Raw genomic sequence first — 16,069 nt, 5'->3', positions numbered from 1 at the left:
CATCACCTGCGTCGCAACGCCATGGCTGCCGCAACTGGCTGGGAGGCGCCCTGAAGCGTAGGGCATTGCCAGCGCTCGGTGGTCGGAGTTGCGGACCTGCGCGGTACTCCGGTGGTACCGGTTCCTCGCGGTCTGCGCCCAGCGCGGGCATTGAAGCCATCGCTGCGGCAAAGGTTATGCAGGTTATGCAGCGGCGCATCGGGTAACCCCTGCTGCGGCTTATTCATCCACCCACTGGCTGGTACGCTGCGCCAGCTCAAAGATGGCCTGTTCCATCAGCGCCCGCATGGCGCGGTCCATGCCTTCCTTGCGGGCCGATTGAAAGTTTGCATCAGGGTTCAGGCCCCGCAGGTCCTGACCACTGTTGGCGGCCAGTGTGCCCAGCAGGTTGCCGATGCCGCTGACGCTGCTCTGGGTGCTGGCTACCTCCTTGCGCACATTGATGGCGTCCAGCACTTCCCCGGTTCCGACGGACAGCACGCGCACGTCCATACCCACTTCGTCCTTGGTGCTGCCGCCGCCCAGTTGCATGCCGCCGATCGAAAAGCCGCCCGAGCCACTGGACTTGGCGGCCGTAGCCTCGGAGATGGTGGCTTCGAAGATCACATTGGCGCCCTTGATCTGCTTGGTGGCGCTAGTGCCTGAGGTCACACCGGTCTGGTTCATCTCCCTTTCGCGGGCCACGCCGTTTGCTATCTTGCTGCGCTCCAGCACGCGGAACTGTTTGCTCTTGATCAGTGCGGTGGTGAACATGGCGGTGGCTGCGCGGGCTTCAACCTCAGAAACATTGGAGGTCACTTCGTACACCGTGACCATGGGCCGCGCTGCCAGTGGCACGCCGGGCAGTCCCTCCAGCTTCTGGGTGGTGGACGAACGGTCGGAAACAGGGTCCTGGCCCTCCGCGTGCGCTGTGGTGCCGACAAGGCAGCTGAGGCTTAACACGGCGATGGACATGGCGGGCAAAGTTCTGGCAAACATGGAAGCTCCTGGTCAATGGGTTGGTAGGGGCCCTTGCGTAGGCCTGCTCCTTGGTTAAGACGCAGTGGGAGCAAAGACTGCGACAACTCGCCAAAAAAAAGATAACTGCGGCCACGGTGTCGCAAAAGTTCTGGGCTTTGCGTCCTATGGGGCGTGCATTCACTTTTTCTTGTGGAGATCCCATGTCCAGACCGTTGCATTGCTTGCCTATGTCATCTGCCCCCACACAGAGTCCGTGTTGGCGTGGGTTCGCCAGGATCGCGCTTTTGGTGCCACTTCTTGTGCACATAGGGGTCGCATCCAATGCCGCAGCGCAGGGGTCTCAACTGAGACCGCCCACACAGATGCAGCCATCGGGACAACTGCAACCCACAGGGCAGCTGCAACCGCCAGTCCAATGGCAGTCTCCCGCGGCATTGCAGCCTCCGTCGCCACCACAGCCGGCCACACTGCAAGCGCCGTCGCAGCCCAGCCAAACTGCATCGACCTCGCTCGGGGGCAAACCGCTACAGCCGGTTTCGGTCTCGGCACTTACCCGCTTCCGCACGCTCAAGGTCGATGGACGGGCTGTCGACGTCAATGCGCTCCCCGACTCCACAGTGTTGAGAGGCAAAAGCGGCAAAACCATTACCGTGGCGCAACTCAAGCAGCTCGAAGCCCGCATCAATGGTGTTTCCACCGCACCCGTTCTGGTGGCCAGGCAGGGGCAAAGCATCAGGACCCTGGCCGCAGCACCAACCGGCACCCGCATCGTGCTGCCGGGCGGAAAGGTGACGCGTGCAGAGGACATGGTGAAGGTCCAGTCCATCTACGCAAAACTGAGCGAACCCCGGGCAGTCAAACCAGTACCGCAATCCATGCCAAACGCAACCGCGCAAGTGGTCGTTGGCCAGGGAACCACACTGGCCGATGCGATGAAGCGCCCCGCCGGTGATGTGATCCAAATTGGATCGCGCAAATACACTGCCGATCAATTGCGGCAGATTGACGCAATGCTCAAGGCCAGCCCGCGTGATCCTCGGGGCCTTTTGGAGCGCGCCCGCAGTGCCACTCCCCAAGGTCGCGCCGGTACGCCCGTTACCGTTGCGACGGGGCCGCGCGTCAAATTGCAACCTGGCACTTCCATCCAGGACATGCTGGCCAAGCCCGACGGCACCGTACTGGAGTCGCCTAACGGAAAGGTCATTTCTGTTGCGCAACTCAAGCAGTACATGGCGCATGAGCGTCTGACGGTTGCGCAGCTGCAAGCCCGCGCAACGCAGCGCACAGGAAGCCGCGTGGTAGAGATCAAATGATCACGCACCCGAACCCTTCCCAAACCAATGGCGTGACCATGCACTTCGGTCTTGCTTTGCAGACAATCCGCAGCACCTTCCTCACCGTGGTATTGCTGGCCTTTGCCGTTCTTTGTCCGACGAAAGCCGCACAGGCTGAGTCAGTGTTTGAAGTGCTCGATAAAGTGTGTAGCGGTCTGCCGTCGTTGTGCGGCGCGGCAGACGACTACGCCAAGGTTGCCAAGGCCTGCTTTAAAGAGAAGGATGAACTGGGATGCGTGGTCGCCATCATTGGTGTAGCTGGCGGTGGTAGCAGCAACCAGCTGGATGGCATTTTTGCCTGCGTGAAGGCCGTGCCCAATGCCAGCAACGAGGCAGATTTCAGGTCCAAGTGCCAGCCCTATCTGGATGCGTCGGGTACCGGCGAATACGTTACCGATGCCTACAGCATCTACAGCAAATGTGCACATGCGGATGATGTGGACGACGCCATCTATTGCGCCCAGGCCGTAGGCAATTCATCGGTCGTAGAGTCGACCAACGTCATTCCCAGTTGGGTGAGCTCCTTGTTCGATATCTACGTGGATATCGACAAAAAAGACTACTGGGGCTTGGTCAAGGACGTGGGGGCAACAGTGGCCTGTGCGGTTGCCAACTTCTTTCTGACCGTTGACTTGTGTGGATTCTTTGACGACATCGCCAAGGTGGGTGAAGCCATCATCGGGGCCCTGGGCGAGGTGGTGGACTTCATCTCGGACTTTTTCGGCGGAGGCGGAACCACCTACAAGATCCATGGCAGAGAGGTCAGTCAAACCGACTTCATTGTGTACATGTATGGACATGCGCCGTATAACCCCAAGGAAGTCGTGAATGGCAGCGTGCAGGCCCGCATGGAGAGCGCCAAAAACTGGAATGCTCACAAGGCTGCTGTCATTGCAGCAGTGCGCAACAGCCCCTTCAAGTTGGCCATACCCGATGACTATGCCAACAATACCTGGACGATTTATGCACAGCGCGATGTCTATCCGGAATGGGACAAGCGAACCCGCTCCTTGGTTGCACTGCGCAATGACACCATTGCAAAGGCCGCCGCAGCTATCAGCGCCAGTCAGGTTCAGCAGATGCTGACGGAAACTGATGAAACCAAACGGCGCAAACTCGTAACAGATACGTACCAGAGCTGCGTGTCCGCCAGCCGGGCTCTTTCGGAAGCACTCATCGAATGGACCAAGGAAGGCCGCTCTGGCGCGGGCGAGGGCGTGACCGATACCACGTCCAGCTGCAGCTATGCCATGGGGCAAAGGCTGATTCCTACCGTCGGCCCTGACGCCTGTGCATTGAAGCTGCAGCCGACCAAGGAGTCCTTCAGCGCCCAGTGCAATACCAACCGATCCAAACAGCTTTGTGACAGTGTGAGAGGCATCGTGGGAAGCGCCGCGGTGACAGAGTGCACGGGCGGAAACCCCGTAGCGGTTGCCCAAACGGAAATCATGCAATGGGTCAAGTCCAAGCCGTTTGAAAAAGCTGGCATCCAGTGTGGCTACAACCTGCTGTTTAGTACGGTGGCAATTGCCTGCGAAGACCCGGCATCGGTCAAGCAATGCAACGCATTGCTGCAAAAGGAGTACGGTGCCAGCATGGGGCTGCCCAAGGCGGGGGTTATGGATTGCCAAGTCCAGGAGTCCAAGGCACACAAAGATTTGACCGGAAAAATGCAACAGCTTGCGCAGGTACTGTCGCCCAACTTCAGCTTTCCTGGTGCACCTATTGCCGCCACGCCGAAGTCAAAGCTTCCGGATTGCAAGGTCAGTGCCAAAGACCCGCTGATCGTCAGTTGCCCAAAACCCGCCTTGGCAAAAGATACACCGCAGTACAAGCTCGCGGAGCAACTGCTGGGCGTGGGTCAGGTGCGGGAGTGCACGGCGGTTGAATTTTCCGGTGACAACTGGGTGAAAACGCCCTGCGTCCACTGGTACCAGGCACCGGTGGCGTTAAGCGACGTGGGGGCATTGAACGGAAGCACCGGCACACCGCCGCCAGTCGTGCAAGGTGGCGGGACGATTGGCGCCACGATGGGCTCGGGCTTGCAGGTGCATGTCCCCAAACCGCCTGCAGTGGATGAACGGCCGCTGGCGCATTGCAAGCCGTTCCTGGGCCGCCCGGACGAAATGCTGTGCAGCGATGTAGCTGATTTCAACGCCTGCAAGCGCCAGGTGGACAGCGGCAAGCTCAAGACCTGCCGCCAGACCGGGCAGCCGCAGGTCTACAACCGTGGCGGTCTGCGCTAGTTCTTTCAACCCTCTACAAGGCTGTACCGATGAAATCGATTCTCCATACCATTGCCACTACTGCTACCTTGGCTGCAAGTTTGGCCGTGCCCACGGCCCAGGCGCAGAACCTGAAGCCAGGCCAATACGAATACTCTACGGTTACTGAAGTGTTTGGCATGAAGATCCCCGTCAACTTCAAACAATGCGTGACACAAAAGGATGTGGACACCAACAGTGCCTACGCCAACCAGCAGGGTTCAGAGGGCTGCACGCCGCCAGAGGTCAAACGCAAGGGCAGCAACATCACCATCCAGTACACATGCAGCAAGCCCAGGATGCGCGGAGAAGGCACGGGCACAGTGACTGAAGACACTTTCACCATGGACATGCGGGTGACACAGTTTGATGACAGCAGCGACATGAAGGGCCGCGTAGTGCAAACCTCGCTCAGCGCAAACCGGCTGGGCGACTGCAGCAAGTAGAACCTAGGCGGTGCTCTCGATCAGGCTCTCCAGCCAGGCCTTGGCTTTCACCCAGTCACGGTCCACGGTACGGGTGGAGACACCCAGCAGCTTTGCAATATCGGCCACGGTCAGGCCGGCAAAATAACGCAGCTCCACCAGCTCGTACAGGCCCAGGTCCAGCGCGCGCAACTGCTCCAAGGCGGAGTCCAACAGAAACCAGTTGTCGCGCCCATCCACTGCAATGGACTCGGCCTGCGACAGCGTGACCTGCACCAGGTCTCCGCCACGTTTCTCCGCCTGGTTGGCGCGCAGGTGGTCCAGCACCACGGAGCGCAGCACCTTGCCCACATAGGCAAAGAACTGGGCCCGGGATTCACCGGCCATGCCTGTACGCTCCACCATGCGCAGAAAACCTTCATGCACCAGCCCGGTGGTGTTGAGGCTGGTGACGCCGCCCACCGCATACAGGCGCGAATGGGCCAGGCGTTTGATTTCAGGGTACAGCAATGCATACAAACGTGCGGCAGCGCTCTGGTCCCCTGCGCGTATGGCGTGCAGCAGTGGCGTAATCTCGTCGACAGGTTCCGTTTGCATCAAAACTGGTGTCCTCGTTGTGGAGCGCGCAGGCGCTTTCGCACTGCTGCGCGGCAGTTTAAGCCACAACGAATCGCCCAACGGTACGGGCGCTTGTAAGCAGGCGTTACAACTGGCGGTCTTCAGCCTTGAAAGTCCCGCCAGTGATGGTCATCTTGGCCTTGGTTTTCACCTCCACCAGCTCAAAGCTGAATGTGCCTTCAATCACCTTGCCTTTGACGGACGTTATTTCCAACTGGTTCTTGCCATCCACCATGCGGTACTCCGCATCCGGGTCGCCAAAAGGCTTCCTGCTGACACCCTTGGTGAAGCTGACCTCGCAGCTGCGGCTGCCTGAGGTGGCGAATGTGAACTTGACCGGTTTGCCGTCATAGTCGCTGCAGTTGATGGACAGCTTGTCCACCGGCGTCTTGGGTGGCGGATAGGCCGAAGCACCCTTGGTGCTGGCCATCAGGTTGAGCACGCCTTTTCTGGGCACCAGGTACAAGATGCCGCTGTCATCGCTTTCGAACGGCTTGCCGTCCACCGTGGCACTCAGGCGCTGGGGCGTGTCTGCCAGCGCAGCCCATGGCAGGGCCAGGCCGATGGCAGCCAGCAGGGCCGTGGCAGCGCAGCGGTTGAAGGGTGATGGTGTAAACATGGTGCTCCTTATGGGTGGATAGTTGGGAACCGGTGTGACAGGCAGGCCTGCACTGATCCCTAAGACGCACTGCATGCGCAGAACACGCCATTGCAAACCAAAGTTCCGGACCCGATGCTGCTGTGTCGCATTTCGTGCACGGTTTGCGTCTGATGCAGGTAAGGCCCCGGACAGATTGCGTTAGCCTAGGGCACCACTGCACACCTACACCATGCGCGTACATCCCACCGATTTGAAGCGACGATTCGCGTTGTTTGACGAAGTTGCCGATCTGCCGCCCGCTGAGCGTGTGGCATGGATGTCGGCACTGCAAGCCCGTGAACCAGAACATGCAGCCGCCCTGCAGGCCATGCTTGACGAGCTGGACCAGTCGGCAGCCCACCCTGAACAGGCCGCCAGCCTGGTCGGCGTCAGCGCCCGTGCATTCGAGGCGCAGGTGGATGCGGCCGCAGCCCCGGATGCGGGCCCCAGCGTGGACAGCGGCGATGTGGTCGGCCCCTGGCAGCTGGAGCGCAAGATAGGCGAGGGTGGCATGGGCGCCGTGTGGCTGGCGGCCCGGCGTGACGGGCATTTTGAAGGCCAGGCCGCCATCAAATTCCTGCGCACCGGCCTGGGCAAGACCGACCTGGTGGACCGCTTCCTGCGCGAGCGCCGCCTGCTCGCGCGCCTCACCCACCCCGGCATTGCGCGCCTGCTGGACGCCGGTGCCCACCAGGGCGAGCCCTACCTGGTGATGGAATACATCGACGGCCAACCCATCAACCAATGGGCATGCGCCCACGCGCCCCGGGTGGCGGACCGGGTTGCGTTGTTGCTCAAGGTATGCCGCGCCACGGAATACGCGCACAGCCAGTTGGTGGTGCACCGCGACATCAAACCGTCCAACGTGGTGGTGGGCACATCGGGTGAACCATCACTGCTGGATTTCGGCATTGCCAAGCTCATCGACGACGCGGATGCGCAGGGCCTGTCCACCGCCCTTACGCACCTGACCGGGCGGGGTTTTACGCTAGGCTATTGCGCGCCGGAGCAGATCACCGGCGAGCCTGCAGGCGTGGCAGCCGACGTGTTTTCTCTGGGCGTCGTGCTGTATGAATTGCTGTCCGGTGTGCTGCCGTTTGCGGGTGAAGGCCGCGCGGCGCTGGAGCACGCCATTGTGCACACCACGGCACCAACGCTGGGCAAAGCGTTGGCCACGCCCAACCCGGCACAGCCCGTCGATGCAACATTGGCGCGGGGCGATCTGGAAGCCATTGCGGCAAAGGCCTTGCGCAAGAAACCCGCCGACCGATACCCATCAGTCGGCGCGCTCGCCGCCGATCTGGAGCGGTGGTTGCAGCACCTGCCCGTGCACGCCCGCAGGGGCAACTGGCGCTACACATCGGGCCTGTGGCTGCGGCGCAACCGCGCGGTAGCCGCTGTAACGGCGGTGGCCTTTGTAGCTGTAGGTGCTGGCCTGGTCGCTGCACTGTCGCAGGCACAGCGGGCCAACCAGGCCGCACAGTTCGCCGAACAGCAGCGCCTGTCTGCACAGGATGCACGCACCCGTGCCGAACAGGCCACAGCACAAACTGCGCAGGCGCTGGCTCGCAGCGAAGAAGCCAAGGCCGCAGAAACGCGCGCGCGGGTGGATGCGGTAGGCAGTGCTGCATTGGCTGAAAACTCTGGGAAGCTTGCGGTACAGGAAGCGACCAAGGCCAAAGCGGTGAGCCAGTTCCTGGTCACGTTGTTTGAATCAGCGGACCCCGAGCGCACCCGTGGCGAAAAACTGCTGGTCAGGGACGTATTGGACGCCGGGGCAAGCAAGCTCAGCCGCGAGTTTGCGAATGACCCCGCCACGCTGGGTGAGCTCCAAGGCGTATTGGGGCGAACCTATGGATCCTTGTCGCAACCCCAGCGCGCGATTGACCTGCTGACCCAGAGCGCTGCCGCCAGCGCAAAACACAAGGGCATGCAATCCCTGGAGTATGCGCGCCTGGCGCTCGCATTGGCCAACGCCGAAATGGATGCCGAAAAGTACCCTGAGTCAGAGAAACACTTCCGTGAGGCGCTGCCAGCCATCAGCCGTGCTGACGGAGCGACATCCGATACGGTCGTCCTCGCGCGCTGCCACCTCGCCTACGCAATGCAGAAGCAGGGAAAATTTGCAGAAGCAGAAGCCATCATGATGCCCTTGCGTGCCGAAGTGATCGCGGCAAGTGGTACCACGGGGTGGATGTATGTCGAGGTGGAAAACAGCAGGGCCGTGGCTGCCGGCGCGCAGGGCAATTTCGCCAAGGAACTGGAAATACTGCTGGGCATCGAACACCTTCTGGCCCAGCCCCCACCCGGAAAAATGACGGACGCCCTGACCATCCGCGGTAATGTGGCGGTCAGTCTGGCCCGTGCCGGAAAATTTGACCAGGCGATGCCCCGGCTGCAAAAGGTGGGCGCAGACCAGGCCACCCATCTGGGCCCAGACGCTGAGCGCACCTTGCAAACCCGCTACTTTCTGGGGGAAATTTCCCGCCAAAGCGGCCAATACCAAGCGTGCGCCAACCAGTACGAGCTGCTGGCGCAAGCGCGCCAGCGCACCAGTGGCAACCAGCATGTGCAAACGGCCGACGCCATGGCCCGGGCAGCGCTGTGTTACCAGTTTGCGGGCGAACCTGCACAAGCGGCAGCCTGGTTAGAGAAGGCCAAACAGGGTCTGCCGGCCAGCGACACACCGCCCCAGCGCACCGTACTGCGCACACTGGGAATATTGGCGCTGCTGGAGTTGGATACACAAGGCCAAGCGCAACAGGCATTGGCGCGCAGCCAGGCGCTGGTCGACGCACTGAAGCTGCCCGCCGAGACACCGGAGGCATTCGTCTTGGCGGCTTCTGTCGCCAATGCGGACCTGCAGGCCGGCAATCTGCCACAGGCCCTCCAACGCATGGAGGCCCTGAGCACATCACCCTTGTACACCCGGCTCTACATGCCACGCGCGCTGCACGCCTACCTGCTGGCGCTGGCCGGACAAACAGAGCGTGCACGCACGCTGGTAGACCAAGCCCGCAGCACACTGGCCATGCGGTACCCCGGTGGTCACCCGGCCAGTGCCACGCTCGACTATGTGCAGGCTTTGGCTACGCCACAGGCAGACACCGGTCTGGCACTGGCCCAGCTCACACGTGCCGCGGGTCGTACCCCGCGCCTGCCGCTTTCGCCAGGGTGGTTGGGGTTTTAGTTTGCTATGCTATTTGTAGCGAAGTGTTTTTATTTCACGGGGGCTAGAGGCCGATTTTCCATATAACGCTCCCGCACCGAGCCGCACCAAGCCGGACCGTGCGTCAGCGGCTATTCAGAATCTTCTGAAACTTGTCCTGCCGAAAATCCTGCGGCTTGTCGTCCAGTGTGTTCAGGCGCATGCGCAACTGGTACTCGCCTTCAATCGGTTTGTCGTTGAGCTGCTGGGGCTCAAAGGTCCACTCCTCCAGCGAGGCTTTTGCAAAACGGCGCACGCTTTCGGGTATGCCGGGCAGTGCCGTCACTTCGACGGCCGTGCACCGGCCTGCCGTACCCACTTTGCACAGGGCCTGGACCTCGCCTTCCCACCCGCCACTGCGGGACACATCCTTGGGAAAACCGACGTAGTAGCGGTATGTCGGTATGGGGCCCATGGACAGGCCCACAATCTTCACCGAACCGCCTTCGCCTGCCGGTGTCACCTGAAAGTTCAGCCGCACGCCGCTGCGCAGTGTCGCGGCCTTGCCATCGTCCTGCGGTGGCTCGATCTTGGCGCGGGACACACGTTCCTTGACGTTGGCCGCAAACTGGGCCGGGTACTGGGCTTCATCCACCAGCGCGTATTCCGCCACACGGCCGTCGGTGTTGAACAGCACACGTGCCCACACCTCCACGGTGTAGGGCTGTGCGGGTGCCTCGGCGTAGGTTGCAGATGTGGCTAAGGCCAGCAGGCATGCGGCAGTTCGGACAAAGCGTGAGGTCACAAAACGGGGAATGAAATTCATAAGGTGAGAGCAAGTTACAAGGGTGCAACGATTTTGCATGCAGGGGCGCATCAGCACGCTGATCTGCACGCTTTGTGTCAATAATCCAGCGGTCGCAATATACCTCTCGCCCATGACCAGCCTTCCCAACGCGCCCACCCCCGCCAGCACCCAGGCTGCCCCCGCCCGCCTGCCCGCGCTGGATGCGCTGCGCGGTTTTGACATGTTCTGGCTAATTGGGGGCGAACTGCTGCCGGCTGCGTTGTTCACATGGACCGGCTGGTCCGTGTGGCTATTGCTGGCGCAGCAGTTTGAACACAGCCCCTGGCACGGCTTCACGTTTTACGACCTGATTTTTCCGCTGTTTATTTTTATCTCTGGCGTCAGCCTGGGTCTGCAAGGCCATTCGCTTTCCGGGTTGCCCCCGGCCCAACGCAAGCCGCAGTACGTGCGGGCCGTGCGCCGCTTGTTCCTGTTGCTGCTGCTGGGTGTGGTCTACAACCATGGCTGGGGCACAGGCATGCCGGCCGACCCTGCAGGCGTGCGCTACGCCAGCGTGCTGGGCCGCATCGGCATCGCGTGGTTTGTGGTGGCCATGCTGCTGTGGCACCTGCGCACACGGACCGTGGTGGTGCTGACCGTGGCCGTGCTGGTGGTGTATTCGCTGGTGCAGCTGCAGTGGCCTTTGACTGAGGCCGGCTCGCTCAACGCCCTGTTGGACCAGGCTTTGCTGCCCGGCATCACCTACCGCAATGCGCCGTTTGACCCCGAAGGGATCTACTCGCAGGTGGGCGCCATTGGCAACTGTATGGCGGGTGCCTTTGCCGGCATCTTGTGGCGCACACAGGCCTCTGCACCGCGGCGCCGCCTGCTGGTCCTGGCCGGCATGGGTGGCGGCTTGGTGCTGCTGGCCTGCCTGCTACACCCGTACTACCCACTGAACAAATCGCTGTGGACAGGGTCGTTCACACTGCTGACCAGCGGCCTCAGCGTGCTGCTGTTGCTGGTTTTTGACCTGCTGCTGGGCCAGCGCCCGGCGCGCCTGTCCAAGCCCCTGTACTGGATTGGCCAGAACGCCATCCTGGTCTACCTGGGCACCAGCCTGGTGATGTGGAGCTTCAGCGTGAAGAGCCTGTTTGGCGGCTGGATCGCGGCCAGCCCAGTGGGCATGCAACCGCTGCTGCAGGCCCTGGGCCTGTTGCTGCTGCAACTGCTGGCGCTTCGCTGGCTGTACCAGCGCAAGCTGTTCTTGCGGCTGTAAACCCCCAGCGGGCTGCACGGGCAATCCCGCTAATATGCAGCCATGCAAACCCTACAGCCCCTGCGACCTCTACTAGCGACCAGCCTTGTATTGCTGCTGGCGGCCTGCGCCAATCTTGGCCCGGCTGGCAGCCCTGCCCCAGACAAGACCGTTGCCATCACCATCCTGCACACCAACGATCACCACGGCCGTTTCTGGAAGAACAACGATGGCGAATACGGCATGGCGGCCCGCAAGACCGTAGTTGATGGCATACGCGCCGAAGTCTCCGCGGCCGGTGGCTACAGCCTGCTGCTGGACGGTGGCGACGTCAACACCGGTGTGCCCGAGTCCGACCTGCAGGAGGCCGTGCCGGATTTCAAGGGTATGAACCTGCTGGGTTATGACGCCATGGCCGTGGGCAACCACGAGTTCGACAAGCCGCCGGCCGTGCTGGCCATGCAGCGCAAGCTGGCGAAATTCCCCATGCTGTCGGCCAATATTTACCAACGCGGCGAACGCATGTTTGCGCCCTACCAGATGTTCACGCTGGGCGGTGTGCGCGTGGCGGTGATGGGCCTCACCACCGAAGACACCCAAAAACTGGGCAACCCCGCCAATATGCAGGACGTGGAGTTTCGCAGCCCCATCCAGGAGGCGGCCAAGCTGGTGCCAGAACTGCGCGCCAAGGCCGATGTGGTGATTGCCGCCACCCACATGGGCCACTACGAGAACGGCCGCCACGGCATACAGGCCCCCGGTGATGTGGAGATGGCGCGGGCCGTCAAAGGCATTGACCTGGTGGTGGGCGGCCACACCCAAAACCCGGCCTGCATGCGCGCCGAAAACGTGCTCCACACCGACTACGTGCCGGGCACGCCCTGCCAGCCCGACCGGCAAAACGGCGCCTGGATCGTGCAGGCCCACGAGTGGGGTAAGTATGTGGGCCGCGCCGATTTCCAGTACCGCAATGGCAGCTTCACGCTGGTCAAATATTCGCTGATCCCCATCAACCTGAAAAAGCCGGTGACCGATGCCAATGGCACCACCCGCCTGGTGCACCACACCACCCCTATCGCCGAGAACCCTGAGATGCTGGCCCTGCTGCAGCCCTACCAGCAATTCGGCCAAGCGAAGCTGCTGGTGCCGGTGGGCAGCATCGATGCCAAGCTGGAAGGCGACCGATCCGTGGTGCGCAAGGCGCCCACCAATCTGGGCATGCTGATAGGCCAGGCCAATATGGACAAAACCCGCTCCGACTTTGCCGTGGTCAACTCCGGCGGCATACGCGACTCCCTGCAGCCAGGCACCGTCACCTACAAAGACGTTCTCAAGGTGCAACCCTTTGGCAATACGCTGGCCACACTCCGCTTGACGGGTGCCGAGGTGCTGGACTATTTGAATGCAGCGGCCCGCATGAGCCCAGGCGCCGGTGGCTTTCCACACATCTCGGGGGTGGACCTGGTCATCACCGGTACAAAAGTAAGCCAGGCCCGCATCCAGGGCGCGCCCATAGATATGAACAAGACCTACCAGATGGTCATCAACAATTTCATGGCGGTGGGTGGTGACGGTTATCCCGTCATGACCGCCCACTCCACTTATGTGGACACCGGTTTTGTGGACGCCGACGTGCTGCGCAGCTTCATCACCGCTAACACCCCCTTGCAGACGGCCCGTTTTGCACCTGGCAACCGCGTCACCTACACCACGGCTCCACAGTGAACAACAACCCCCAGGACCCCGGGCGCATGACCACCCCCTCCCGCCGCAAAAAGTTCCGCGTCGTCAGCCGGTCCGCACAACGCACGGACGCCGCGCTGCGGGCCGAGCAGGGCCTGATCGTGGATGGCTACGCACCATCCCAGATGATCGAGGACCTGCGCAAATACCAGGCCGAACTGGAGGTGCAGAACAAGGCCCTGCGCTACAGCCAGCAGGAGGCCGAGGGCGCGTCGGAGCGTTTTGCCACCCTGTTCTCCAACGTGCCGCTGGCACTGATGGTGGTGGACGAAGAAGGCCTGGTGATGGCCAGCAATGCGATGGCGCTGCGCCTTTTCCAGCCGGTGGAGAGCGACCCGCCGCTGCATTTTTTGCTGCCCTTTGTGGGGCCCGAACATACCGACGCCGTGGCCGTGGCTTTTTTGCATGCCAAGGCCAACAGCACCAGCGAGGTCAGCGAGGTTGTCTTTCTGGCCGGGTCGCAGGGCACCTTTACCGGTGACCTGCACATGGCCCGCATCGAGAACCCGCAGGGTGATCTGGCGCACTTCATCTGCGCCATCATCGACCAGGGCCCACTGCTGGCCCAGCGCCATGCGTTGCAAAAAAGCGCGGCTGTATTGCAGCAGCGTAACGAGGACTTGTTGCTCAGCGAGAACCGCATGGCGGCCATCATCAACTCGTCGTTGGACGCCATTTTGTGCATCGACGAAGAGCGGCGCATCACCGTATTCAACCCGGCCGCTACGGCCCTCTTCCAGTGCCCGGCCGACCAGGCGTTGGGCAGCAAGCTGGGCCGGTTTTTGCCACAGGTGGAGGCGACATTGGCCGGCGGCGGAGTGTCCACGCAAGCCACACTGGGAGAATTTGCGGCTACCACGCTGTTGGGCGGTGAAATTTTTGTAGAGATCAGTGTCTCGCTGGAACGGAGACTGATGCCCCGCAAGCCATCCGACCGGCCAGTTTCCGAATTGATTGCGCGCCGCGGCATGCAAGGCACCCATGGCGAAGTGACCACCATTTTTGCGCGCGACCTGACCGCAGCCAAGCTGGCCGAAGCCCGCCGCGTCACGCTGGAAACCCAACTGCGCGAATCGCAAAAAATGCAGGCCATGGGCACCATGGCCGGTGGCATTGCACACGATTTCAACAACATCCTCAGCGCCATCCTGGGCAATGTTGATTTGGCCAAGCAAGACACCGCGACCAACTCACCGGCCCTGACCAGTCTGCAAGAGATCGAAAAAGCGGGCCGGCGCGCACGTGACCTGGTGCGCCAGATTCTGACCTTCAGCCGCAACGAGGTGCCCAAGCGCCTGCCCATCGCGATGGACGATGTGGTGCGTGAGGCCGCCCGCCTGGTACGGGTGGCACTGCCGCCGCTGGTGAACCTGCAGGTGCTGATGGCACCGCAGACCGCGGCCGTGCTGGCCGACACCACACAGGTGGAGCAGGCCCTGCTCAACCTGTGCACCAACGCCCTGTTGGCCATCGGCAGCAAGAAGGGGTCGCTGACCATAGAGCTGGCCAGCGCCAGGCTCGCGCAGCCCCTGAGCGGGCGCCTGGGGCTTGCGCCTGGCAACTATGTGACCGTGGCCGTGCGCGACACGGGCAACGGCATGACACCCGAGACCCTGGCGCGGATATTTGAGCCCTTCTTCACCACCCGCGAGGTGGGCCAGGGCACGGGCCTGGGCTTGTCGGTGGTACACGGCATCATGCAGGCGCACCAGGGCGCCATCGATGTGCAAAGTGTGCCGGGTGAAGGCAGCGTGTTTACGCTGTACTTTCCACCCACACAAGAGGTCGCCGTGCCACCACCTGCAGAGGAAGTGGCGCCACCCGAGCCCATCGTCGGCAAGGGCCGCCATGTCATGTATGTGGACGACGACCAGGCTTTGGTGTTTTTGATTGCCCGCGTGCTCAAACGCAAGGGTTTTACCGTCACCACCTTCACCGACCCGCAGGAAGCCCAGGTCGCCCTGCGCGCAGACGCCCATGCCTTCGACATCCTGGTGACCGACTACAACATGCCGGGCTACAGCGGCATAGACCTGCTGCGTGAAGCCAAGCTGATTCGCCCCGATCTGCCGGTGGCCCTGGCATCGGGGTATGTGACCCCCGAGCTGGAGCAAAGCGCCATCCGCGAAGGGGCCAGTGCACTCATCTACAAGCCCAACGACGTCAGCGAGTTTTGCGAAACCGTGCAGCGCCTGATAGCGGGTGGCGATGCCCACTGAACCGGGCCTGCCCGCGGAGCCGGATATCTGTGTGGTGCATGCCGACACGGCCATCATCGTGCTGGACAAACCCTCTGGGCTGCTGTCGGTGCCCGGCCGTGGTGCCGACAAACAAGACTGTCTGAGCGCCCGGGTGCAGGCCCAGTATGCCGATGCATTGGTGGTGCACCGGCTGGACATGTCCACCTCCGGCCTGATCGTCATGGCGCGTGGCGCGGCCGTGCAGCGTGCCCTGAGCGAGGCCTTTGCCAACCGCGCGGTGACCAAGCGGTATGAGGCCATCGTCCACGGTGAAGTCGAAGCCACAGGCAATGACTGGCGCGTCATTGACCTGCCGATTGCTGTGGACTGGCCGAATCGCCCCTTGCGTGTCATCAACCACGAGACTGGCAAGCCCAGTGTCACACGCCTGCAACATGTGCAGTTCGATGCCGATCGCAACACCAGCCATGTGTTGCTGGAGCCGCTGACCGGCCGCACCCACCAGCTGCGGCTGCACCTGCAGGCCATAGGCCACCCGATCCTGGGTGACGCGCTGTATGCGCCGCCCGCGGTCATGGCCATGGCGCCGCGTCTGCTGTTACACGCCTGCGCGTTGGGCTTTAACCACCCTGTGAGCGGTGTTGCCATGCAATTCGACAGGCCCATGCCGGTCAGCGCCTAAAATGTAACG

The 16,069-nt window shown here is 62.1% G+C and carries 12 protein-coding genes; 8 read left to right on the top strand and 4 right to left on the bottom strand.

Going from position 1 to position 16,069, the window contains the following annotated elements:
• Positions 1 to 219: 219 nt before the first annotated feature.
• Positions 220 to 978, bottom strand: coding sequence for a CsgG/HfaB family protein (locus HZ993_RS21690; protein ID WP_209394773.1), 759 nt, complete (start codon positions 976 to 978; stop codon positions 220 to 222).
• Between the two features lie 344 nt (positions 979 to 1,322).
• On the opposite strand from HZ993_RS21690, the gene HZ993_RS21685 reads away from it, so the two are divergent.
• From HZ993_RS21685 to HZ993_RS21675, 3 genes are read left to right on the top strand one after another with little or no spacing between them, the layout of a single operon-like run.
• Entirely contained in the window at positions 1,323 to 2,273 is a 951-nt protein-coding gene (locus HZ993_RS21685; protein ID WP_209394772.1) for a hypothetical protein, read from the top strand.
• Positions 2,270 to 4,540, top strand: a complete 2,271-nt coding sequence (locus HZ993_RS21680) for a hypothetical protein (protein ID WP_209394771.1) — start codon at positions 2,270 to 2,272, stop codon at positions 4,538 to 4,540. The genes HZ993_RS21685 and HZ993_RS21680 overlap by 4 nt, the downstream gene beginning before the upstream one ends.
• A gap of 29 nt (positions 4,541 to 4,569) precedes the next feature.
• Entirely contained in the window at positions 4,570 to 5,004 is a 435-nt protein-coding gene (locus HZ993_RS21675) for a DUF3617 family protein (RefSeq protein ID WP_209394770.1), read from the top strand.
• A gap of 3 nt (positions 5,005 to 5,007) precedes the next feature.
• Here the strand turns inward: HZ993_RS21675 and HZ993_RS21670 are convergent, their stop codons facing one another.
• Positions 5,008 to 5,580, bottom strand: coding sequence for an ECF-type sigma factor (locus HZ993_RS21670; protein ID WP_209394769.1), 573 nt, complete (start codon positions 5,578 to 5,580; stop codon positions 5,008 to 5,010).
• 106 nt (positions 5,581 to 5,686) lie between these two features.
• Positions 5,687 to 6,220 carry a hypothetical protein gene (locus HZ993_RS21665; RefSeq protein WP_209394768.1) on the bottom strand — a complete coding sequence of 178 codons (534 nt, stop codon included), beginning with the start codon at positions 6,218 to 6,220 and terminating at the stop codon, positions 5,687 to 5,689.
• Positions 6,221 to 6,431: 211 nt separating this feature from the next.
• On the opposite strand from HZ993_RS21665, the gene HZ993_RS21660 reads away from it, so the two are divergent.
• Entirely contained in the window at positions 6,432 to 9,431 is a 3,000-nt protein-coding gene (locus HZ993_RS21660) for a serine/threonine-protein kinase (protein WP_209394767.1), read from the top strand.
• 103 nt (positions 9,432 to 9,534) lie between these two features.
• On the opposite strand, the gene HZ993_RS21655 is transcribed toward HZ993_RS21660, so the two are convergent.
• On the bottom strand, positions 9,535 to 10,215 hold the full coding sequence (locus HZ993_RS21655) for an energy transducer TonB (RefSeq protein WP_209394766.1): 681 nt from the start codon (positions 10,213 to 10,215) through the stop codon (positions 9,535 to 9,537).
• A 112-nt stretch (positions 10,216 to 10,327) separates the two neighbouring features.
• Here HZ993_RS21655 and HZ993_RS21650 point away from each other — a divergent pair, with 112 nt between their 5' ends.
• From HZ993_RS21650 to HZ993_RS21635, 4 genes are read left to right on the top strand one after another with little or no spacing between them, the layout of a single operon-like run.
• Positions 10,328 to 11,455 carry a hypothetical protein gene (locus HZ993_RS21650; RefSeq protein ID WP_209394765.1) on the top strand — a complete coding sequence of 376 codons (1,128 nt, stop codon included), beginning with the start codon at positions 10,328 to 10,330 and terminating at the stop codon, positions 11,453 to 11,455.
• A gap of 42 nt (positions 11,456 to 11,497) precedes the next feature.
• On the top strand, positions 11,498 to 13,159 hold the full coding sequence (gene ushA / locus HZ993_RS21645; RefSeq protein ID WP_209394764.1) for a bifunctional UDP-sugar hydrolase/5'-nucleotidase UshA: 1,662 nt from the start codon (positions 11,498 to 11,500) through the stop codon (positions 13,157 to 13,159).
• Between the two features lie 26 nt (positions 13,160 to 13,185).
• Positions 13,186 to 15,396 carry a PAS domain-containing sensor histidine kinase gene (locus HZ993_RS21640; RefSeq protein ID WP_209394763.1) on the top strand — a complete coding sequence of 737 codons (2,211 nt, stop codon included), beginning with the start codon at positions 13,186 to 13,188 and terminating at the stop codon, positions 15,394 to 15,396.
• Positions 15,386 to 16,060, top strand: a complete 675-nt coding sequence (locus HZ993_RS21635) for a pseudouridine synthase (RefSeq protein ID WP_209394762.1) — start codon at positions 15,386 to 15,388, stop codon at positions 16,058 to 16,060. The genes HZ993_RS21640 and HZ993_RS21635 overlap by 11 nt, the downstream gene beginning before the upstream one ends.
• Positions 16,061 to 16,069: the final 9 nt, after the last annotated feature.

The organism is Rhodoferax sp. AJA081-3 (genome assembly GCF_017798165.1).
Taxonomy (GTDB): domain Bacteria; phylum Pseudomonadota; class Gammaproteobacteria; order Burkholderiales; family Burkholderiaceae_C; genus Allorhodoferax.
The sequence above is the reverse complement of the archived record's forward strand: the minus strand, read 5'-3'. Positions and strand labels throughout refer to the sequence as shown.